Here is a 22,415-nt window from a genome sequence, read left to right on the forward strand (position 1 = left end):
GGAAAAAAACACAAAGGCCGTAGGCCGACTGCATTTTTTCGGAGATCGAGCCGCCTACTGGCGGCGAAGCATATACAGTCCTGTTAAACGATGTTTTTTAAGGCCCCCACCAGCAAACTGCCTCCCGCCATCCATGGCGGGAGGCGTGGGACAAATGCTTATATTATTTATACAAAATAATTTTACTATTATAATATTATTCTATACTCATATACGGCTCCGGTTCCCCAACTACCTACATATAAGGTGTTCCCATGTATTAATAACGCAACACAACCACTTATGCCGTCAACTACAATATTTGTTGAACCATCTTGTGAAATTATACGCACACATCCATCCCCATTATCAACGGCAAAAATTTCATTCTGCAAACTAATGTCAATACCAACCCCCGGCCTTCCAAAATCATTGGAAAAAGGTCTAGTCGTTCCGTCAGGAAATACTTTGATAATGCTACCGCCGTAATTCGTGACATACAGATTGCCGTCTAAATCCTCAGCCACTCCAACAGGGGTCTTCATGCCATTCGCCACTCGCAATACGGTAAATAATATTTTGTGAATTGGGTACTAATTTTAACATGCTATTTACCCTCCTTGGTTTCTCTCTCAGTAAATACTTTCTTTGCAATATTTACGGCATTAAGCACTTTTGGGAAACCGGTATAGGGTATGCATTGGATAAAAGCTTCAATCACTTTTTTAGGAGAAATACCAACATTTAATGCTCCGTTAATGTGAACCGCTAATTGCGGTTCGCAACCTCCCGCCGTCAATAAACTGGTAATGGTTATAAGCTCTCTTTCCTGCAAAGAAAGCCCTTCCCGGCAATAAATGTCTCCAAAGGCAAATTCAATGATGTATGTACCCAAATCCGGTGCTATTGTTTCCAATGAGTCAATAACATTTTGCCCCGTATTGCCGTCCACCTCGTTCAACCTGTCTGTCCCTCTCTGATAGCGTGTATTTTCCATTGGAAAACCTCCTCAAATAGATTATATTTAGAAGGTACTAGTTAGAGTGGACTCTAGGTCAAGCGTTTTTGAAAGAAATCTAATTTTTAAGGAGTTTTTATGGAATATTCGATTGGGGAATTTTCACGGCTTACTAGTGTAGGCATACATACATTACGCTATTACGAACAGGAAAATTTGATTCTGCCTAACCTAAGTCCAATGGGCAACGGTGTTATTCCGAAAATGACCTTACCTGGATACAATTTATAAAACGTTTAAAAGATACAAAAATGCCTATTAAAGAAATTCAAAAATACGCTGAATTAAGGGCTTCAGGCGATCCAACAATGCCTGAACGTATGGAAATTTTAATAAAACATAGGGCCGTTCTTAAAAATGAAATTGAACAATTACAAGAATATCTTAACAACTTAGATACTAAAATTGAATTTTATAAAACAAAGATTAATAGAATATAATATTTATTTTATTCCAATATTTTTTTTAATTCATTTGTTTTTATTATTTTTGCAAATGTTCCTTGCAATCCAGCCATATATACATTATGAACAGTTTCTGCCGGAATGTTTTTATTATCCCATATTAAATCTTTTGTTGTACATGCGTCACTTAAAACTATCGTTTCATAAGAATAGTCTTTTGCAGCCCGAACAGTTGTATCTATACACATATGAGTCATCATTCCGCATATTATTAATTTCTTAATACCAGTTTTTGAAATACATTCATGCAAACCGGTTTCAAAAAAACTATTTGGTTTATGTTTAACCAATACTGTTTCATCTTCATTGGGTTTAACAGTTTTATTTATTTCATTTCCAATCGTATTTGGTAAAAAGAATGTTGCTCCTGTCTGTAAACTAATATGCTGAATATGAAATATAGGAAGTTTCTTTTGTCGAAAAATTTCAAGTGCCATACTTGCATTTTTTGCGGCTTCTTCCGTTTTATATAATGTATTACTCCCACCTGGGAAATAGTCATTTTGAATATCAACTAAAATCAATGCAAAGCTCATATAATTTCTCCTATATTTCATTATATCAAAAAAGTATTTTTTAGTCAATACATTGCTTTACGGCGATATGGATGCTGCCGTCCGATAATATCCGAGATATTTAGAAATTAATTGCGCATAACGTTCCGGTTGTATACGGCCAAGCCCGCTACTGCGGGCGCAGCATATATAGTCCTGTTATGCGAAGTACGGGCGTACTACATTATTTTATATATTTTCCAATATTTTTATCCCATATATAATTATTCCATGCCAAATCCATATACTCTTCATCAATTATCTCAAGAATTTTGAAGCCATTCTCAATATATTCTACTGACGAAAACGGATTCTCGAAATTGATGAATACAGGTACTAAACACAATTCTTCCAATTTATTTTCTTCAATATTAAAACCATAAACACAAAATACATAGCCTATATGCTGATATTGTGAATACAATAGAATTTCATTAACTCCATCTTTATTAAAATCACCTACTGAAACATCTCCATATTCCAATATTTCTCCATCCAGTTTTTCCATTAATATTTTATGGTTTTCAAATGGAACAAATTGTCCGCAATAATAATGTTTTGTGATTTCTTGTTGTTTATCAAAGGAATACAAATAATATATGTATCCTTTAGGATTAAACCAGCTCACCAAGAATGTTAATAAACCTGGAATTACATTGTCTATTTGTATAATTGAAGATATATTCATAAGGTCGGTTATTTTCATTGAAATATCATCAAATCCATAATAATTATCTTCGTATTTAATTATTTCATTTTTATAATATTCTAACGGATGCATCATTTCAACTTTATGTATATTTTGTTGAGAAAATGTATGAAAATAATTATTTTCTACTATATTTTCTGGATTAATATTAGCGCCATTATTTCTATTACTGCATGAAAGCAAAATAATAATGAGTGATAATAATCTTATAATCTTAATTAAGCTCATTATTACCCTTATACATTATTTTTGAAAATTTTTCAATATCAAAGGTGTATTTTTTTAATTTTACAATCAATTTAGCCCGTATTTCGCATAACTTCTTTTATACGAATTTCACCTACCACCCCAATATCTGCTGTTTAAACGCATTCATATAATTCTAAAAAGCTGCGATATAAACGCAGTTATTTGAATTTATACCACAGTTCATGAAAAATAAACGCAAATCACTGAACACCATTTAATCCGCCTTTAAACCACCTCGTGAGCGATCGCCTGTTAACACCCTTTCGCTTTCCTGTGAAATGGTTTACACTACTCCCATGGGACTAAACGACACTCCTTCGGCAAACCGCATTCACATCGGCTTTTTTGGTCGGCGGAACGCGGGAAAATCCAGCCTGGTCAATGCGGTGACAAACCAGGACCTGGTCATCGTCTCGGATGTTAAGGGCACCACCACGGACCCTGTTTCCAAGGCTATGGAACTTCTCCCTTTGGGGCCGGTGCTGATCATCGACACCCCGGGGATCGATGACGAGGGCGCCCTGGGGGAACTCAGGGTCCGCCGGGCTAAGCAGGTCTTAAACAAGACTGACGCGGCGATCCTGGTGGTGGACGCCGTCACCGGCAAGGCCGAGGCGGACGAGGAACTTATCGCCCTGTTCCGGGCCAAGCAGGTCCCCTTCATCATAGCTTACAATAAAAGTGATTTGCTGGAGAGCCTTCCGGCGGATGGGGTGGAAAATGCGGATGGCGAAAACATTATTTATGTGAGCGCCATAAGCAAACACAACATAGAAGCGTTGAAGGAACGGATCGGCGCCATTGCCAAAACCGATGAGCCAAAACTGCAAATCGTGGGGGACCTGATCCGGCCCGGGGATTTTGTGGTCCTGGTGGTTCCCATTGACAAGGCTGCACCTAAGGGGCGCTTGATACTTCCCCAACAGCAGACTATCCGGGATATTCTGGAGGCGGATGCGGCGGCGGTGGTGGTAAAGGAATTTGAGCTTAAGGAAACCCTGGAAAATATAGGAAAGAAGCCAAGCCTGGTGATCACCGACAGCCAGGTCTTTGCCAAGGTTTCTGCGGACACCCCTGCTGATATTCCCCTCACTTCCTTTTCTATCCTCTTTGCCCGTTACAAAGGCTACCTCGCCACTGCGGTTCGGGGGGTAAAAACACTGGACTGTATCGATGATAAGAGCCGCATCCTCATCGCTGAAGGCTGTACCCACCATCGTCAGTGCGATGATATAGGCACAGTCAAAATTCCCCGATGGATCAAACAGTACGCCGGCAAGGAGCCTGAGTTTGTGTTTACTTCCGGAGGGGAGTTCCCTGAGGACCTTTCGCCCTACGACCTGATCATCCACTGCGGGGCCTGTATGCTCAATGATCGGGAAGTGCGCTACCGGGAAGCCAATGCGGCGGATCAGGGGATACCCTTTACCAACTACGGTACGGTGATCGCCCATATCCAGGGCATACTGAAACGGAGCGTGGCGGTGTTCCCCCACATCCTGGCGGAACTGGAAGACGAATTATGAGAAAGGAACGGGACGAGCTGGGGGAACGGGAACTGCCTGACGAGGCTCTCTACGGCCTCCAGAGTCTGCGGGCGGAAGAAAACTTTTCTTTGGGCTACAGAAAAACTAACCTCAGGCTTATCCGCGCAATGGTAACGATTAAGAAAGCTGCGGCCCTGGCTTACGGGAAGATTGCCGAAAGTGACAGGCAGGATTTGGAAGGTGATAAAAACGGCAAGGCGGAAAAAAGCCGGGCCATTGTTGAGGCCTGCGACAGGGTTCTTGCGGGGGAGGCGGAGGGGGAGTTTATTGTGGACGCCCTTCAGGGCGGGGCGGGGACTTCTACCAACATGAACGTTAACGAGGTCATTGCCAACATGGCCCTGAAAATCCTGGGAAAGGCGCCGGGGGCCTACGGCATTGTTCACCCCCTGGACGATGTGAACCGGGGGCAGTCTACCAACGATGTGTACCCCACGGCCCTGCGCGTTGCTGCGATAGAACTGCTGCGGGAGCTGAGCGATGGATGCGCTAAATTGCAGGAGGCGCTTCAGAAACGGGAAAACGAATTTGAGGATATTAAAAAGCTGGGGCGTACGGAGCTTCAGGACGCGGTGCCCATTACCCTGGGGGCCGAATTCGGGGCTTATGCCCAGGCCATAGGCCGGGATCGGTGGCGGCTTTACAAGGTTGAAGAGAGGCTGCGGCAGGTAAACCTTGGAGGCGCCGCAGTGGGGCTTTCGGATAAGCTGACCAGGCGTTACCGCTTCGAGGTGATAGAAAAACTGCGGGAGCTTACCGGCATGGGGCTGGCAGCGGCGGAATACCCCATGGATTTGACGCAGAACAACGATGTGTTTGTGGAAGTTTCGGGGCTCCTCAAGAGCCTGGGGGTCAACCTTACCAAGATCGCCAACGATCTCAGGCTTTTAAGCTCCGGGCCCCATGGCGGCCTGGGGGAAATTCACCTTGCGCCCATGCAGAAGGGGAGTACCATCATGCCCGGCAAGGTGAACCCGGTGATTTCTGAGATGGTCATCCAGGTCGGGATAAAGGTCGCAGCCAACGATTTTGCCATCACCGCTGCAGCCGCCCGGGGGGAGTTGGAACTCAACGCCTTTTCCCCGATCATTGCGGATGCGATCCTGGAAAGCCTCTCCATCCTGAATCGGGCGGTGTTCCTCTTTCGTACCCGGTGCGTAGAAACACTGAGCCCCGACCGGGAACGCTGCGCTGAACTACTGGCCGCTTCTTATGCCTTTGCGGCTTCCTATGGGGGGCGGCTCGGGTATGACCGGGTGAGCGCCATTATTGCGGAAAACAGGGGAGACCCGGAGAAGATACAAAAAGCCCTGGATGCGCGGGAAACTTCGTTGCAAGTAGCGGAAGCGAATCCCCCGGACAGAGCAGCAGAACTTTAAAACTTTACAAAATATCAACCCAAACCCCTTGCACAATCTGCCCTGATATGCTATAGCTAAAGAGGATACTTTTTATCCCATCAAATTCCCTTTCAAGGAGGTACACCATGTCCGATTCGGACGGTGGCGGTAGTATACCCCGTCATAGACAAAACGCAACAAATTTAGCGTTTGTGGTATTTTCCCTGAAAGGCCGGCCTTTTATTCTTCGCGCATAAGCGCCTATCGTTTTTTCCGGTTTCTTCTATGTAAATATCCGCGAACCATAGGAGAAACAGGTATGACCAAAGAAGAACTTCTGGAACTCCTTCATGGGAATTCAAACCGGATCGCAAAACTTCATTCCATGTTCACCCAGATGAATGCGGTGGATATTGCCGAAATTTTTGTGGACACAGACCGGGACACGGTAATACAGATTTTCAGGCTCCTGCCGAAAAGTATGGCCGCCGATGTGTTTTCATACATCGATCCCGACGAACAGCAGATCATTATTGAAGCCCTCACGGATCGTGAGGTCAGCGATATTATGAATAAGCTGTTTGTCGATGATGCGGTGGATATGATCGAAGAAATGCCCGCCGCTGTGGTGAACCGTTTGCTGCAGATAGTCCCGGATGAAAAACGGAAACAGATAAACCAGATACTCCAATATCCCGATGATTCCGCCGGCAGTATTATGACTACCGAATATGTAGAACTCCGGGAGAGCGCTTCGATTATAGAAGCTTTTGAGCATATCAGAACCATCGGTATAAACAAGGAAACTATCTATACCAGTTATGTGATAAAGCCGAACCGCCTGCTGGTGGGCATTGTTTCTGCAAAGGGTCTCATGCTTGCGGAACCCCGGGATACTATCGGCCATATTATGAAAACTAATTTTGTCTTTGTCCACACCACGGATGACCGGGAAATAGTAGCGGGGCTGTTCAAGAAATACAATCTGCTTTCCATGCCTGTGGTGGACAGGGAACAGCATCTGGTGGGTATTATTACTGTTGACGATGTGATGCAGGTTATCGAAGAAGAAAATACCGAGGACTTTGAAAAGATGGCCGCCCTTAACCCCTCGGAGGAACCGTACCTTAAAACTAGTGTCCTTGCCCTTACCAGGAACCGTATTCTTTGGCTCCTGTTCCTCATGCTTTCCGCCACCATCACCGGGGGTGTTATTGCGAATTTTGAGGAAGCCCTGGCTGTATTGCCCATGCTGGTGGCTTTTATCCCCATGCTCATGGACACCGGGGGTAACGCGGGATCCCAAACTTCCACTCTGATAATCCGCGGTATGGCTCTGGGGGAAATCAGTTTCCGGGATTTAGCGCTGGTGTGGTGGAAGGAACTGCGGGTGGGCCTTCTTTGTGGGCTGGGGCTGGGGCTGATAAATTATCTGCGTATTTACTTGATGAACGGGAAAAACGGGATCCTTTCAATCACCGTGAGTTTGAGCTTGCTGATTACCGTGGTGATGGCGAAAACCATAGGCTGCATACTTCCCATGGCGGCGAAAAAATTGAAGGTTGACCCGGCTATCATGGCCGCCCCGATTATTACCACTATTGTTGACGGGGCTTCCCTGGTGGTGTATTTGTCCATTGCCAAGGCGCTTTTCAGGATTTGAGGAGCTCAAGAATTTAACCACGAAGAACCCGCTTTCGCGGGGGAGCACACGGGCAAAGACGTATTGAGGCTGAAAATTTAGCTTGCATTTATTTTAATTCTGTGGTATCCTCTAATTAACCCATATTGGGCGAGAGTTTTCTTGCCCGGACGTGGGAAATATTCATTAGACCTTGTTGGCTAAGTCCCATTGAAAACGATGGTTCTGGCTGTCCGAGGGTAAATGTAAGGCATATTGCCATGTCATTACCACCCCCGGATAATCCCGGGGGTTTTTTTGTCCCCGGAGCATCCAGCGAAGTTTCACAAGGTAAAGGAGCAGGTATGAGGCGGATAGCGGTTATCGGGGCGATTCTGGAAAAACCCGGAGTCAGCCAAAAGGCCTTTAACGACACAATCTCGTCGTTCAAGGGAATCGTTAAGGGGCGTATGGGCATTCCCGTTGCGGAGGAGGATTTGGCGGTTATTTCTATCACCCTTCAGGGGGATCTGGATGAGATAAACGCCCTCACAGGAAAACTGGGGAACCTTCCCGGGGTAACCGTAAGAACTGCGGTATCCAGCGATCTTAAAGCCGGTGGGGCATAAGCGGAAAGGACAATGTGTCGGCATAATTGAAAAAGGATTGCAACCGGCGGGGTTGCGGTCCGGGAAAACTTTTGAATAAACATGGAGGAACTTATGGTTACTGAGCTTATGGATACTGTGGAAGCAGTAAAAGTGCAGGATTCAGAGTCTGGGGTCTTTATAGACCAGTCTTATATTGAAGGGCTTTTAGAGAAGGCAAAATATACCGATGACAGGGTCATCCAGGGTATTTTGGACAAGGCAGAGCGGTTTGAAGGGCTTAATCACATTGAAATAGCTTCCCTGCTTACCACAAAAAATCCCGCCCATATTGCGCAGATATTTTCCATCGCCGGGATGATCAAGCGGCATATCTACGGCAACCGCATTGTGTTGTTTGCCCCTCTCTACGTGAGCGATTACTGTGTGAACCGCTGTGGCTATTGCAGTTATAACTGCGGCCATGAATTTAACAGGAAGAAACTTACCATGGACGAAGTCCGGGAGGAAGTAAAGCTCCTGGAGCAGATGGGCCACAAGCGGATCGCCCTGGAAGCCGGGGAACACGATCAGGAATGTCCCATCGACTATATCCTGGAATGTATGCACACTATTTATGATATGAAATTTGAAAATGGTGAAATTAGGCGGATCAACGTTAATATCGCTGCTACAACCGTGGAAAACTACAAAAAACTCAATGATGTCGGCATAGGCACCTACATCCTCTTTCAGGAAACCTACCATCAGCCTACCTACGATAAGGTCCACCATTCGGGGCCAAAGAAGGACTACGCCTACCATCTTACTGCCTTTGACCGGGCCCACCTGGGAGGCATTGACGATGTGGGGGGCGGGGTTCTCTTTGGCCTGGCTGACCCGTACTTTGAAGTGTTGGGTCTGATGATCCACAACGAGCATCTGGAAGAAAAATTCAATGTGGGGTTCCACACTATTTCTGTGCCCCGGATCTGCCCCGCAGCGGGGGCAGAAACTGCGGACTTCCCCCACCTGGTGGATGACGCCACTTTTGAGCGGATCGTGGCTATCATACGCCTGGCGGTTCCCTTTACAGGGATGATCCTCTCTACCCGGGAAAATCACGCCATGCGGGGCAAGCTCCTGCAGCTGGGGATTTCCCAGATCAGCGCCGGGTCCAGCACCGAAGTGGGGGGCTATGCCAAGCGGGAACGGCAAGAGCAGTCCAATCCGCAGTTTTTTGTGAACGACGAGCGGACTGCTCTGGAGATTATCACCGAGCTTATGGATGACGGCTATATCCCCAGTTTTTGTACCGCCTGTTACCGCAGCGGCCGAACCGGGGATCGCTTTATGAGCCTTGCCAAATCCGGGCAGATCAAGAATGTCTGCCTCCCCAATGCCCTGATGACCCTCTCTGAGTTTTCTTCGGATTACGGAGACGAGCCTTTTAAAAAGAAGGCTGCTGCTGCCATTGCCCGGGAACTGCCGGGGATCGCCAACGAAAAGATCCGCCTTAAAGCGACGGCGAATCTGGAAAGAATCAGTCAGGGCAAACGGGATTTTTATTTTTAAGTCTGTTTTAATAGCCGGTTGAATCTGACATTCGACCGGCTATTTTGGGGCTCATTTTTATGGGCCTCTGGGGAAATCGTTTGGCACTTTTCCCCAAAAGGAGTGTGTTTAGAAATGAACATGGTTGATTTATCCGGTGACGCAGAAATATTGCACTATATCACCACCGATGATCCCGCCGAAGCGGAGTCCCTCTATGCTGCTGCCCGTGAAGTCCGGGAAGAACACTACGGACAGGATGTGTATTTCCGGGGTCTCATCGAATTTACCAACTATTGCAAAAACGACTGTTACTACTGCGGCATACGCCGGAGTAACAGCAATGCTGAGCGGTACCACCTTTCCATGGAACAGATACTCTACTGCTGTCAAATGGGGGATATGCTGGGCTACCGGAGTTTCGTGCTCCAGGGCGGAGAGGACCCCTGGTTTACCGACGACCGGATCACAGAAATGGTGGAAGCCATACGTCGGGAATACCCGGAGCACGCAATAACCCTGTCCATAGGTGAACGGAAGCGTGAAAGTTATGAACGGTTTTTTCAGGCCGGGGCGAACCGCTACCTGCTCCGCCACGAGACCGCCAATGACGAACATTACGGGAAACTCCACCCTGCAGTCATGAGCCTGGCGGAACGGAAGGACTGCCTCTTTGCCCTGCGGGATATCGGCTACCAGGTGGGCGCAGGGTTTATGGTGGGAACCCCTTACCAGACCCCCGAATGCCTCCTGGAGGACCTCCGCTTCCTTGAAAAACTGGACCCCCACATGGTAGGCATAGGCCCCTTCATCCCCCAGGCCGCTACCCCCTTCGGCGCCTGCCCCGGCGGAACACTGGAACAAACCCTGAGGATGCTGGCCCTGACCCGGCTCCTGCTCCCCAAAACCCTGCTTCCCGCCACCACTGCCCTGGGGACCATAGACCCCCGGGGCCGGGAACTGGGCCTTATGGCCGGGGCCAACGTGGTGATGCCTAACCTTTCACCCAAGGCTGTCCGCAAACTCTACGCCCTCTACGACAACAAGATCTGTACCGGCGACGAAGCCGCCGAATGCCGGTTCTGTATGGAAGGCAGGATCCGGGATTACGGCTTTGTCCCCGACATGGGCCGGGGGGATTCACGGGTGGAGATTGGGGTGCCCGCTTCTGTGTAATCGAACAAAAAAATTCCCCCTTGCGGGGGAATCGGTAAACAAATCAGAACAGTTTTTCTACAGACCCGTCACGTTTTTATAGAAGAAGAACCCTAATGGGGTATAATACAAACCCTTAATACTGGGTTTCAGCATATAGGGCTGGGTGTAGAAATAGATCGGCGCAACCGCCGCATCTTCGCCCATGAAAATGTCCTCTGCCTGGTGCATATAGCGGAACCGTTCTTCGGGTACCGAGGTAGCTTTGGCGGCGGCCAGAAGGGCGTCATACCGGGGACTGGAATACTGGGGATCGTTGTTGCCGCCACCGGTGACAAACATATCCAGGAAGGAGATAGGATCGTTGTAGTCCGCGATCCAGCCGTGCCGGGCAATGAGATAGTTGCCGGTTTTGCGGTTGTCAATGAAGACTGCCCAGTCCTGGTTGCCCAGGGTTACGTTGACCCCAAGGACGGTGCGCCACATATTCTGCAGGGCTTCGCCGATGGCACGGTGCCGGTCATTGGTGTTGAAAAGGTATTCCACCACCGGGAAACCCCGGCCTTCAGGATACCCCGCTTCTGCCAGGAGCCGTTTTGCCTCCGCAACATTACTGTTGTAATCTGTAGGGGCCACGCTGTAATAACCCTTGCCTATATCGCGGAAATCGCTTCCGGCCCCTGCGGCATCGGAAATGCCCGAGGGGACATAAGCGGTGGCGGGTTTTTCACCGGTGCGGGTGATCTGATCGATCAGGTAGTTCCGGTCAATGGCCAGGGAGAAGGCCCTCCTGACCCGGGCATCGTTGAAGGGCGCCTTCTGGTTATTAAAGGTAACAAAGTAGGTGCCCAGGTAATCTGCTATGGTCAGGGTTCCCGAGGAAAGCAGGGTGGGAATTTCGTCCACCGGCGGATTCTCTGCAAAGTCAATGTCCCCACTGCGGAACCCTGCCAGTATGGCGTTGTCATCGTCCATCAGGGAAAAGCGGAGGGTGTCCGGGCCGGTGACCGGCTCATAATAGTTGGGGTTCTTTTCGTAGAGCAGATAACTGTTGTGGACCCATTCCTTCAGGCGGTAGGGTCCGTTGCTGATGTAGGTGGAGGGGCTGAAGGTCCACTGATCCGCCGCCTTTGCAATAACATCGGCGCGGACCGGAAAGGCCGCAGGGAAGGCGGCGATTTCAAAGAAATAGGGACAGTCATAGGTCAGGATAATTTCCAGGGTCCGGTCATCAATTGCCCGGATGCCCAGCTGGCTTTTGTCCAGCGCCCCGTCCATTATCTCGTTAGCGTTTTTAACCATATCGATCATATAGTTATAATCTGCGGCAGTCTCAGGGTCCACCAGGCGCTGCCAGCCGTAGACAAAGTCTTTGGCGGTAAAGGCTTGGCCGTCGGACCACTTTAGGTTGTTCCGCAGTTTAAACAGGTAGGTCACGGACCCGTCGGGGTTTACCGTTTTCTGGGGAGCGCTTTCGGCCTGGCCAGGGACCAGGACTGCGTTGCCCTTCCCGTTATCTTCATACTTGTAGAGCCCTTCAAAGCTCTGCACCAGATAGACAGCTCCGTCCACTGCGGTATTCAGCGCAGGATCGATGGAGTTCGGTTCGGAACCGACCACGATGGTCATTTGGGTCCCGCTGGCTGCGGTGGCTTTTTTGCCGCCGCAGCCGGTAAGAGCCAAGGCTGCTGCAAGAACCAGCAGGACCGATAGTACAAAATTTTTCTTCATAAGAGTACCTCCTTAAGAAATGAGTGTGCTTCCTTACTTGGGGTTTTGAAAGCTATTGGTATGATATCAGAATATGGGCAATGGATAAAGATAGGGGCGGGGGAATTAGCAATGGTTGATGTATTGGGGCCGTGTACCGCGACCATAGAACTATTGCTAAACTGTAAGGAATGCCTTTAACCAAATGAAGCTTTTCTGAAAGAATTGACAATCCATTGGGGAAGCAATAGCCTATCCTAACAATGACTGCTATAAAAGCCGTTAAAAAGAGCCACTTACCCCCCTCCCTCCTCGTATATAGAGTAGGTAATTTAGGATATACGCCATATATAGCGCCTTCTTTAGTATATAGGCCATTTGCCTTAAAATTAGGTTTACCTTATACAACATTCACTCCGAATTATAAGAAATTCATTGAAAATCACTTGAAATTCGCCCTGAATTCCCAATCATATAGACCATATTACCCGCAAGAGGAGGCGTAAAATATGGCAGATTGCATTCCCGGCGGGCATTGCGCTTTTAATCAATTCGTCCTTTATTACCAAATCGCCGCTGAACATCAACTTTGAGGAACACGACCGGGGAAAAAAGTTTTTCTCTGCGGGCGCTGGGAAATACAGCGTGATTATTTATCTCATTGGAACATTATAAAGGAGGTTTATTAATGCAGAACTATTCTAAAGTACTGGTTGGGATCATTTTAGTGTTTGGTTTTGTATTATCTGGTTGTAAGCAGGTAAATAATCCGGGAGATGATAAAACTTATTTGGTAAAAATAGGAACAGTAACAAATGGAACAATTTCTGCTAATCCAACCAGCGGGGCAGAAGGAACTGAAATAACTTTAACGGTAAGCCCCGATGATGGCTATCGGTTAAAAATCGGAACGCTCAAATATGGGACTACGCTCATTAATGAAAATACGAAAAAATTTAATTTACCGGCCTCCAATATAACCGTTACGGCTAAATTTAGAATTTTAGCTGATGATGATTCGGAAGATGAGTCCGGATTATCGATTATAAAAATTGATACCGGCGGACGGGCAATAGATTCCAAAGACACCTGGCTAGAAAATGCTGCCTATACTATTTTCAATAGTGACGGCACAACAATAACAGCAAGCGGCGCCACCGATATTAAGGGAAGGGGGAATTTTACCTGGGGCCTGGAAAAAAAGCCTTATTCCCTAAAACTGTCATCGAAAACCTCGCTTCTTGGTATGCCTTCCCATAAACGATGGGTATTACTGGCAAATCATTTGGATAAAACGCTCTTACGCAATGAAATCGGATTTAAACTTGGGGAAATATTTGACCATATTGACTGGACACCACATACCGTACAGGTTGAGTTATATGTGAATGATGTATATCAGGGTGTATATCAATTTAGCGAGGCCATAAAACTTGATGCAAATCGGGTTGCTATAGATGAAATTAAAAAAGGCAATCCGGGCGGTGGATACATTCTTGAAATTGATGAACGAAGGGGTGAAGAGTCCAATTTTACTACCACACATGGAGTGGTTTTCAACTGCTCTGATCCTGACGATGGGCTGGATAAGAAACCTACCGGCAGCCCGCAAACCTTGTTTGAAAAAATTCGAGCGGACGTACAGCACGCTGAAGACGTATTATATTCAGGTGATTTTACCGATCCGGACAATGGGTACCGGAAATACCTTGACGTTGACTCCTTTGTTGACTGGTATTTGGTCGAAGAAATTGCGTGCTATCAGGATAGTAAATTCTACTCGAGCGTATATATGTATTACGACCCCAGCGACCAAAAATATCATCTGGGACCGCTCTGGGACTTTGATACCCATTTTGGCAATGCGTGGAGCATGGTGAGTACGGGATTTCTGATAAAAGATTCAAAATGGATTTCGAGGCTGTTTGACGACCCCTATTTTGTGTCCCTCATTAAAGCACGCTGGAATGAGAAAAAATCCGCAGTTGATGCATTGCAGACATTCATTGATGCTCGTGCCGATAGTTTAAATGCTGCGCAAGCAAATAACTTTGAAAGATGGCCTATTTTAAACACCAACATAGGCGGAGCAAATTCTCAAATTGCCGGGAGTTATGCCGGAGAAATAGCTTTTCTCAAATTATGGCTGACACTAAGAATCAGTTGGCTGGATACGGCAATAAACAGGTTATAGCATTATCGTAGCAGCATTGGCATTACGGCGGCTCATTGACAAATGTCACCGGGAGGGGAACTCTCCTGGTGTATGAGCCTCCCTTAGTTAAACTGAGCATTACCAGTTAAGTGAACAGATGGCAGGCAACCTGGTGCCCCGGGGCAATTTCCTTCAACATCGGCGCCGTCTCGGAGCAGCACTGCATGGCATTGGGGCAGAGGGTGCTGAAACGGCAGCCCGGGGGGAGGTCCATGGGGCTGGGGATTTCCCCGTTCAGGATGGTCCGCTGCCGGGAGCGGGTGATCCGCGGGTCCGGTATAGGGACCGCCTGGAGCAGGGTCTTGGTGTAGGGGTGCAGGGGGTTTTTGTACAGCTCCTTGCTGGCTGCCAGCTCTACCAGGTTGCCCAGGTACATCACCCCAATGCGCCGGGAGATGTGGCGCACCACCGAAATGTCGTGGGCAATGAAGAGGTAGGTCAGCCCCAGTTCCCGCTGCATATCCTCAAGCATGTTCACAATCTGGGACTGGATAGACACATCCAGGGCGGATACGGGCTCATCGCAGACGATAAACTCAGGCTCCACTGCCAGGGCGCGGGCAATGCCTATGCGCTGCTGCTGGCCGCCGGAAAATTCGTGGGGATAGCGGTTGGCGTGTTCGCTATTCAGGCCCACCCGGGAGAGGAGGTAGTTGATCCGGTCTTTCCGCTCAGGTCTGGAACTTGCCAGGTGGTGGATGTCGATGGGTTCACCTACGATTTCGCCCACGGTCATCCGGGGGTTGAGGGAGGAGGATGGGTCTTGAAAGATGATCTGCATCTTCCTTCTATAAGGAAGCATATCCGCATGGGTAATGTCCTGGCCTCGGAAGAAGATCTTCCCCGAGCTGGGTTCGTGGAGCCGCAGGATGGTCCGCCCCAGGGTGGTTTTGCCGCAGCCCGATTCTCCCACGAGACCTAAGGTTTCCCCCTGTTCAATATACAGGGGCACGTTTTCCACGGCGTGAATGTACCGGACCTTGCCCCAGGCTTCTTTGACCCGGAACCGTTTTTTCAGGTTTTCCAGTTCTATAAGCCGGGTCATGGTTTCGGCTCCTTCTGCTCTTGCCGGGATTGCGCCTGAACCGGCAGCCAGCAGGCGACCCGGTGTTCCCGCAGGGGCGGTGAACCGGGGGATGAATCGACAAGCCCGCCGCTGACGGCCGGGAGTATTGTCTCCGGGGGCAGCTGCTGGATGCAGATCCGCATACAGCTTTCGCAGCGGGGGGCGAAGGGGCAGCCGGGGTTCGGATCCAGCATATTGATGGGGGTCCCCTCAATGGGGATCAGCCGCGTGGCTTCCTCTGCATCAATACGGGGCATGGACCTGAGGAGGCCCCTGGTATAGGGATGGGCGGGGGCGTAGAAAATATCCTCCACCGTGCCCTGCTCGGCGATATGCCCGCCGTACATCACCAGGACGGTGTCGCAGATTTCGGCAATCACCGCCAGGTTGTGGGTGATGAAGATCACGGCCATCCGGGTTTTTTCTTTGATGTCCTTCATGAGTTCCAGTATCTGGGCCTGGATGGTAACGTCCAGGGCGGTGGTCGGCTCGTCGGCGATGAGCAATTGGGGTTCGCAGAGCAGGGCCATGGCGATCATCACCCGCTGGCGCATGCCCCCGGAAAGTTCGTAGGGGTACTGGCCCATACGCTGTTCCGGGTGGGTAATGCCCACCAGGCGGAGCATCTCAATGGCCCTGTCCCGGGCCGCCTGGACGGAAATTTTCGGCGTTTCCTTTGCCCCGGCATTTTCCCCGTCGTTCAGTATTGCTGTGTCCGCCGAGTGGATGCGCAGCACATCTATCAACTGGTTCCCGATGGTATACACCGGATTGAGGCTTTCCATGGGGTTCTGGAAGATCATGCTCATCCTGTTGCCCCGGATTTTCTCCATCTCCTTCGCCGAATGGCCCAGCAGATCCTCCCCTTCAAACCGTATGGACCCGCCCACGACCTTTCCCGGGGAGTCCAGGATCCCCATTATCGAATAGGCCTCCACGCTTTTGCCGGACCCGGATTCGCCCACAATGCCCATGACTTCGCCGTATTTGAGGGCATAGCTTATGCCCCCCACGGCCTTCACTTCCCCCACGGGGGTAAAGAAGGAAACCTGTAAATCACGGACATCAAGCAAGGTATCTTCCGCCATGCCGCCCCCCTATTTCTTGAGCCGGGGATCCAGGGCATCCCGCAGTCCATCGCCAAAAAGATTAAAGGAGAGGATCAAAAGGCACAGTATTAGTGCCGGAATGATAAGCCGGTAGGTATAGGTGTACATTCCTCCCAGGGCGTCCGCTGAAAGAGAGCCCAGGCTGGTCATGGGGGCGTTAACCCCGAGACCCAGGAAGGAAAGGAAGGATTCCAGGAAGATGGCAATGGGTATCTGGAGGCAGGTGGCCGCCACCAGGGAACCTACGCAATTAGGGAGCAGGTGCTTCATGATGATCCGCGAATCCCGGGCCCCCAGGGCAACTGCGGCGATGACGTACTCCTGCTGTTTGAGCTGGAGTATCTGCCCCCGGACGATCCGGGCCAGAGTGGTCCAGTACAGCAGGGCAAAGGCGATAAAAATAGCGATAATGCTGGGCCCCAGGGCGATGACCAGCCGCCCCATAAGGTTAGTCTGGTTGGCGTCCGCGAAGGAACCAAGCAGGGGCTTCAGGGTTACTGCGAGTAGTAATACTACGAGCACATCGGGAACCGAGTAGATGATGTCCACGATACGCATCATCACCAGATCTGTCCGCCCCCCTATGAAGCCCGAAATTGATCCGTAGACCACCCCGATAAGCAGGGTCAGTATCGCAGCCATAACTCCGATGATCATGGACACCCGGGTCCCGTACATGACCCTGACAAAGATGTCCCTGCCCAGAGTATCGGTCCCAAAGACGTGGGGAAACACCTTTTCTCCCCGGGCGATCTTTTCCAGTTCCAGGGGAGAATTGGCGAGGGGCGCCAGGTTTTCACTGCCCCGCACCTGTTCCTCGTAGGTATAGGCCACGAAAAGGGGCCCGGCATAGGCGAAAAGTATGAGGAAGATGATAACCCCAAGGGAAACCATGGCGACATGGTTCCTCTTCAGCCGCCGCCAGGCGTCCTCCCAGTAAGAGACGCTCTTATGCTGGGGGATAAAGGCTTCTTTTTCTTCCCTGGTGGCGGGGGTAAAGTCCAGGGCATCCATCAGCCGGCCTCATCGTTGGAAAACTGAATCCGGGGATCGATGATCTTGTAGATCAGGTCAACCAGGACGCTCATCAGGATAACCAGGGCGGCAAAGAAGATGGTGGTTCCCATGATCAGCGGGTAGTCCCGGTTTTGGATGCTCTGGATAAAATAACGGCCCAGGCCGGGGATATTAAAGACGCTTTCCACCACAAAGGTGCCGGTCAGCACCGCCGCGATGAGGGGCCCCATGTAGGTAACCACCGGAATCAGGGCGTTCCTGAGTGCATGCTTGAAGATCAGGTGCGGGACCGGGTGCCCGTAAGCCCGGACGGTCTTAATGTATTCCTTATTAAGCACATCCAACATGGAAGACCGGGTATACCGGGCAATGGAGCACATGGGGGTGAGTCCCAGGGTAAAGCAGGGCAGCACATAGCTGATGGGCCCCCGGGAAATGCCGGAACTTGGGAAAACATGAAACACCCCCCCGGCAAAGAGGACCAGCAGCGCCGTGGCGCTGACAAAGACCGGGAAGGCCACCCCCAGGGTGGTAACTATCTGGAGCAGACTGTCCTCCCACTTTCCCCGGGTATAAGCCGCCAGGCACCCCAATCCTATCCCCGCAATGGTCGCCCAGAGCAGGGCAATAGCCCCGATCTTCGCCGAAACGGGAAACATTTCCCCGATAATGATACGAACCGGCCTGTTTTTCTGCATTTTAAGGGAAACCCCCATGTCTCCATGGAGCAGACTGAGGATATAGTTCTTTAATTGTACCGGAAGAGGCTTGTCCAGGCCGTATTTTGCCTCAAGTTCCGCCAAAACCCGGGCTGAAATGGCCTTTTCCCCCAGAAACGGCCCCCCGGGGACAGTATTCATCAGGATAAAGGTCAGGCATATCACCAGAAGCAGAGTCCCCAGGGCAAGTAAGATTCGCTTAATGAAATATCCGGCCATTGTTTTGCCTCACATTTCAGGATTGATATTTACGGTAACACCCGGGTGGCGCTTGTGCAAGAGGTTTTCATTTTTTTGTGAATTGACTTTTTTGGCTATCCGGAGTATAAATTAATCTCACCCAACAAGCAGGGCCTTTAGCTCAGTTGGTTAGAGCTGCGGACTCATAATCCGTAGGTCCGGGGTTCAAGTCCCTGAAGGCCCAAAACAATTCCATGCAATAATCGGAACGAAGATACGCCGCTGCTTGCGGCGGGGTTCTTCATTATACAATACTAATGTGTAGTGTATAAGGGAAAGGCTGACTTCCAGATAATTTTTCAAGTAAAACAATCTTTAATGGTCAATATTATGGGCAATTTTATTAAGAGTTTCTATTGAATCATTAACCAATGAGTTAATATCATTTGTTAATTTGTAAACAACCGCCTTAACATCATGGGTAACGCCATTTTCTTGCTTTAAAAGCTCAAAGGCTTCGATATTCAAGGCACTAGCCAGCTTAGCCAGCGAATCAGGATGAGGCCACTTATCGCCACGTTCAATTGCCCCGAGGAACGGTATAGAAATATCAGCTTTTTCTGCTAGCTCAGCTTGCGAAAAACCACGATGTAAACGAAATTGCTTAATATTTTGGCTTAAAATGATACGTAATTTATCGCCATTCACGAATATTCCTCATCCCATACATAAAATTATGCAAATTACTTGACATATAATACAAATATCTATTAGAATTATTAATAATTCGTTTAGGATCTTATAATGAAATTGTTGACCTCAAAATTTCCTAGTACTTTAGTAGAATATAAAAATATTCCTAAGCAGGTGAATAGTCATCTGTATTTTAATGTTTTTTAAGGAGAAATAGTATGAAAAAAAGGGTGTGCTTTGGGATAATGGCTTTTCTTATTGGAATGGTGTTTTTTGGCTGTGCGAGTTTTCAAAAATTTTATGGTAAAGCATATGCTAATAGCGAAAAAACAATTTCTAGTAGCAATCAATGGGAATTAAAAGAAGAGGCAGGAGATCTGTTTATTCATTTAAAAGATAAAATTGCCGCAGGAAAAATAACTAGAAGTGATAGAACCGAAACAAGTTTTGATATTGAAGATCTACGGATTTCCAAGAAACAAGGACTTAGTTTTCGTATTTCAAAAGCAGTTGTTTCCTCCGGGAATATTTCCGGTACTCTTTTAAACGGAAGGGGTGAACAGGCTCCGCTTGTTAAAGGGAAAGTTGTTGGGGGAAGGCTTATTACTTTTGATGCAAGTAATCTTGAAAATATTGATAAGCTATTTACTGGTGACGGAAATACGGAAATTCATTTTAATATTGATGGTATACTTGGAAGAGATCAGTATCAATTCAAATTGCTTATAGTTGGATGGCATAGCGCTTATCGGGCGCTTACTTTAGCACAAGCTGAAAGAGACAGTACCCCGGAAGGCAGAAGGCAATGGGAAATAAAAATGGATAACGGAGATAAGGTCCTTGTTTTAAAAAATAACATTAATGCAGAAACCACCTCATTTTCAGGAAAAGACGATGAAACTGAGATTGTAAATTTCCGGATATCTAAGGCGCGGGGATTGATTTTTAATGCTTCAGGTACATCAATGGCCAGCGATATTTCCGGTGTTTTGATCAGTGAGGGTGGTGAAAGATATGAGTTGAAAAATGGAAAGATTGATAGTAATGCCTATGCCTTTTATTTTGATGCAAGTAATCTTGAAATTATCGATAAAGTATTTAGTGCAGGCGGAGATACTGTTGAATTCCAGTTCACTATTTCTTCTTTCGGCCTTAAAGATACCTTTAGCTTTAGGCTGAGAACCGATGATTGGCCTGAATCATACCGCTTGCTTGATTAAAAACAATAAGAGCATCTCTAAAAACCAACCGAGTTTTTAGAGATGCCCAATAAGGGAAAGTGGAAAACAATAGCGTCACATCTAAGCTGGACTTCTAACTATGCTGTCACCCCTCCAAAAACCACTCCCAAGCCGGTCGCACCGTAATAATCCCCCAGGGCGTCCGCAGTTCCTCCCGCTCATACAGGGTGATCACCGTCGCTTCCTGCAAGCCCAGCTCCTCCATGGCCGCCGTCAGGGCGCCCAGTTCCCGCTTGCGGGTTTCCGGGTCCTTCAGGCTGGGGCAGGCCTGGAAAAGAGCTTGCGGCCCCTGGGCGGGGTTGCCCAGGAGGAAGTTTAGTTCCCGGCGCTCCCGGGTCAGGTAATAGGAGATGCCCCCCTGGCGGAGAGACGGGTAACGGCGGCGGAGTTCTAGGTAGACCGCCTGTTCCAGGCTGCGGCCCTGGTCCGGGGACGGGGTATGAGCCCAGGCCAGGCCGGGGTCCACTGCATAGACTTTCTGGGGGTTCACCCGGGTTTTTTGGGGACTGGAGGCGTAGAGGGGTACCAGAAAGATCAGGAAGGCGTCCTCCAGGTAGGCGCATATCTGGGCGGTCATCTCCCGGCTCATGGAAAGGCCCCGGGCGGATAATCGGTCCGCTAGGCCTTTCATGGAAACCAGCGTTCCGTTAAGGGCGACCAGGGTGCGGGCAAGCTCCAGGACCCCAGGAGCATTGGAAAGCCGTCGCCTTTCAAGCAGGTCCCGGAGCACCACGGCGTCCAGGTAACTTTGTAAAAGCCCGGCACGGGTAAAATGGTCCTCTAAGATGCCACTTGTAACGTCAACTTTAGTTTGAAAGTTACCAGTTCTGCTTGCAACGAAGTTTCCCGTGCTACTTGCAACGAAGTTTCCCGCGCAGGCATCGGGGAAGCCACCTTTGATCAGGTATTCCGAAAAAAGATGTTCGTAGTCCGAGCGTTCCAGGGGGGAGTCTGCGGGTGTTGCCGGGTTTTCTGTAGCTGGGGTCCCGGGCGCCGGGTAGGGCCCGGAAGCTGGATGGGGCCTGTGGGCCGGATGAGACCCGGGGATGTTTTGGTGGCCCAAGGTTTCCCGGAAACTGAAGGGCAAAAGTTCAAAGCTCCGGGAACGGCCCCTGAATTCCGGGGGAGCGTCCTCGGTGAAGGCCTGGGAAGAGGTGCCGGCAAGAAAAAGCTGCACCTTTTCGGTGTCGCTTATACGGCGGGCGAATTGGGCCCAGCCGGGGATTTGCTGGATTTCGTCAAAGAACAGCCAGGCGCCTTGGCGGCGGGCTTGGGGGTTGAGCCTGAAAAAGGTTTCCAGGAGTTCCGTTAGCAGCCCTTCCCCGCCGGCCAGCCGGAGCCGGGGGTCATCGAAGTTGCAGTACAGTATGTGGGCCCGGTTGATCCCCTGGCGTATCAGCTGGTCCATGCCCTGAAAGAGCCGGCAGGTTTTCCCGCTGCGGCGCATTCCAATGATTGCCGGGGCAAGGTTTCCTTTTAGCTCAATGCGGAGTTCCCGCCGGGTAAAGGCGGGAAGAGACCGGGCTTGGGATTCTTTGATTATTTGTTCTAATAAAGACATAAGCTTATGCTAACGCCTTAACATGAAAATTGCAAGATAATTAAATAACTTATCACTAATTATTGCAAAATTATATAGCAACTTTTATTAATAATATGAAGTATTAAATGGCAATAAGTATTATAAG

At 48.9% G+C, this 22,415-nt stretch carries 19 protein-coding genes, 1 tRNA gene and 1 pseudogene; 10 read left to right on the plus strand and 11 right to left on the minus strand.

Annotation, left to right across the window (positions count from 1 at the left end):
• Positions 1-188 precede the first annotated feature (188 nt).
• Entirely contained in the window at positions 189-524 is a 336-nt protein-coding gene (locus TREPR_RS02125) for an NHL repeat-containing protein (RefSeq protein WP_015706635.1), read from the minus strand.
• 62 nt (positions 525-586) lie between these two features.
• Positions 587-976: a carboxymuconolactone decarboxylase family protein gene (locus TREPR_RS02130; RefSeq protein ID WP_015706636.1), complete on the minus strand. Its 390-nt coding sequence runs from the start codon at positions 974-976 to the stop codon at positions 587-589.
• A 104-nt stretch (positions 977-1,080) separates the two neighbouring features.
• Here TREPR_RS02130 and TREPR_RS18790 point away from each other — a divergent pair.
• Positions 1,081-1,434, plus strand: a pseudogene (locus TREPR_RS18790) (MerR family DNA-binding transcriptional regulator); the annotation flags it as partial.
• An 11-nt stretch (positions 1,435-1,445) separates the two neighbouring features.
• On the opposite strand, the gene TREPR_RS02140 reads toward TREPR_RS18790, so the two are convergent.
• On the minus strand, positions 1,446-1,997 hold the full coding sequence (locus TREPR_RS02140) for a cysteine hydrolase family protein (RefSeq protein WP_015706637.1): 552 nt from the start codon (positions 1,995-1,997) through the stop codon (positions 1,446-1,448).
• A 202-nt stretch (positions 1,998-2,199) separates the two neighbouring features.
• Positions 2,200-2,952 carry a hypothetical protein gene (locus tag TREPR_RS02145; RefSeq protein WP_015706638.1) on the minus strand — a complete coding sequence of 251 codons (753 nt, stop codon included), beginning with the start codon at positions 2,950-2,952 and terminating at the stop codon, positions 2,200-2,202.
• A 317-nt stretch (positions 2,953-3,269) separates the two neighbouring features.
• On the opposite strand from TREPR_RS02145, the gene hydF reads away from it, so the two are divergent.
• The 6 genes from hydF (at position 3,270) to hydE (ending at position 10,798) form a co-directional block, all read left to right on the plus strand.
• Positions 3,270-4,499, plus strand: coding sequence for a [FeFe] hydrogenase H-cluster maturation GTPase HydF (gene hydF / locus TREPR_RS02150; RefSeq protein WP_015706639.1), 1,230 nt, complete (start codon positions 3,270-3,272; stop codon positions 4,497-4,499).
• Complete coding sequence (locus tag TREPR_RS02155; protein ID WP_015706640.1) at positions 4,496-5,899, plus strand: aspartate ammonia-lyase; 1,404 nt, start codon at positions 4,496-4,498, stop codon at positions 5,897-5,899. Before hydF ends, TREPR_RS02155 begins: the two co-directional genes overlap by 4 nt.
• Before the next feature lie 280 nt (positions 5,900-6,179).
• Entirely contained in the window at positions 6,180-7,523 is a 1,344-nt protein-coding gene (mgtE, locus tag TREPR_RS02160) for a magnesium transporter (protein WP_015706641.1), read from the plus strand.
• 323 nt (positions 7,524-7,846) lie between these two features.
• The gene (locus tag TREPR_RS02165) at positions 7,847-8,110 is read left to right on the plus strand and encodes a TM1266 family iron-only hydrogenase system putative regulator (protein ID WP_015706642.1); all 264 of its coding nucleotides are present in this window, start codon (positions 7,847-7,849) and stop codon (positions 8,108-8,110) included.
• A 93-nt stretch (positions 8,111-8,203) separates the two neighbouring features.
• Complete coding sequence (hydG, locus tag TREPR_RS02170; RefSeq protein ID WP_015706643.1) at positions 8,204-9,643, plus strand: [FeFe] hydrogenase H-cluster radical SAM maturase HydG; 1,440 nt, start codon at positions 8,204-8,206, stop codon at positions 9,641-9,643.
• A 114-nt stretch (positions 9,644-9,757) separates the two neighbouring features.
• A complete protein-coding gene (hydE, locus tag TREPR_RS02175; RefSeq protein WP_015706644.1) occupies positions 9,758-10,798 on the plus strand; it encodes a [FeFe] hydrogenase H-cluster radical SAM maturase HydE in 1,041 nt (346 codons plus the stop codon).
• Positions 10,799-10,855: 57 nt separating this feature from the next.
• Here the strand turns inward: hydE and TREPR_RS02180 are convergent, their stop codons facing one another.
• Positions 10,856-12,508 (minus strand): peptide ABC transporter substrate-binding protein, encoded by a 1,653-nt coding sequence (locus TREPR_RS02180; protein ID WP_015706645.1) that lies wholly within the window; start codon positions 12,506-12,508, stop codon positions 10,856-10,858.
• Between the two features lie 667 nt (positions 12,509-13,175).
• On the opposite strand from TREPR_RS02180, the gene TREPR_RS02185 reads away from it, so the two are divergent.
• Positions 13,176-14,681, plus strand: a complete 1,506-nt coding sequence (locus tag TREPR_RS02185) for a CotH kinase family protein (RefSeq protein ID WP_015706647.1) — start codon at positions 13,176-13,178, stop codon at positions 14,679-14,681.
• Between the two features lie 106 nt (positions 14,682-14,787).
• On the opposite strand, the gene TREPR_RS02190 is transcribed toward TREPR_RS02185, so the two are convergent.
• The 4 genes from TREPR_RS02190 to TREPR_RS02205 are packed head-to-tail and all read right to left on the minus strand — an operon-like array spanning position 14,788 to position 18,832.
• Positions 14,788-15,747: an ABC transporter ATP-binding protein gene (locus tag TREPR_RS02190; RefSeq protein WP_015706648.1), complete on the minus strand. Its 960-nt coding sequence runs from the start codon at positions 15,745-15,747 to the stop codon at positions 14,788-14,790.
• On the minus strand, positions 15,744-16,856 hold the full coding sequence (locus TREPR_RS02195) for an ABC transporter ATP-binding protein (RefSeq protein ID WP_015706649.1): 1,113 nt from the start codon (positions 16,854-16,856) through the stop codon (positions 15,744-15,746). The genes TREPR_RS02190 and TREPR_RS02195 overlap by 4 nt, the downstream gene beginning before the upstream one ends.
• 9 nt (positions 16,857-16,865) lie before the next feature.
• A complete protein-coding gene (locus tag TREPR_RS02200) occupies positions 16,866-17,891 on the minus strand; it encodes an ABC transporter permease (RefSeq protein ID WP_015706650.1) in 1,026 nt (341 codons plus the stop codon).
• Positions 17,891-18,832 carry an ABC transporter permease gene (locus TREPR_RS02205; RefSeq protein WP_015706651.1) on the minus strand — a complete coding sequence of 314 codons (942 nt, stop codon included), beginning with the start codon at positions 18,830-18,832 and terminating at the stop codon, positions 17,891-17,893. Before TREPR_RS02205 ends, TREPR_RS02200 begins: the two co-directional genes overlap by 1 nt.
• A gap of 131 nt (positions 18,833-18,963) precedes the next feature.
• On the opposite strand from TREPR_RS02205, the gene TREPR_RS02210 reads away from it, so the two are divergent.
• Positions 18,964-19,037 (plus strand) — tRNA-Ile (locus tag TREPR_RS02210).
• 131 nt (positions 19,038-19,168) lie between these two features.
• On the opposite strand, the gene TREPR_RS17760 is transcribed toward TREPR_RS02210, so the two are convergent.
• The gene (locus TREPR_RS17760; protein ID WP_052299689.1) at positions 19,169-19,501 is read right to left on the minus strand and encodes a helix-turn-helix domain-containing protein; all 333 of its coding nucleotides are present in this window, start codon (positions 19,499-19,501) and stop codon (positions 19,169-19,171) included.
• A 203-nt stretch (positions 19,502-19,704) separates the two neighbouring features.
• Between TREPR_RS17760 and TREPR_RS02220 the strand changes: the two genes are divergently transcribed.
• Positions 19,705-20,706, plus strand: coding sequence for a hypothetical protein (locus TREPR_RS02220; RefSeq protein WP_015706653.1), 1,002 nt, complete (start codon positions 19,705-19,707; stop codon positions 20,704-20,706).
• Positions 20,707-20,812: 106 nt separating this feature from the next.
• Here the strand turns inward: TREPR_RS02220 and TREPR_RS02225 are convergent, their stop codons facing one another.
• Positions 20,813-22,288, minus strand: a complete 1,476-nt coding sequence (locus TREPR_RS02225) for an ATP-binding protein (protein WP_015706654.1) — start codon at positions 22,286-22,288, stop codon at positions 20,813-20,815.
• Between the last annotated feature and the right edge of the window lie 127 nt (positions 22,289-22,415).

Source organism: Treponema primitia ZAS-2 (assembly GCF_000214375.1).
Lineage (GTDB): Bacteria > Spirochaetota > Spirochaetia > Treponematales > Breznakiellaceae > Termitinema > Termitinema primitia.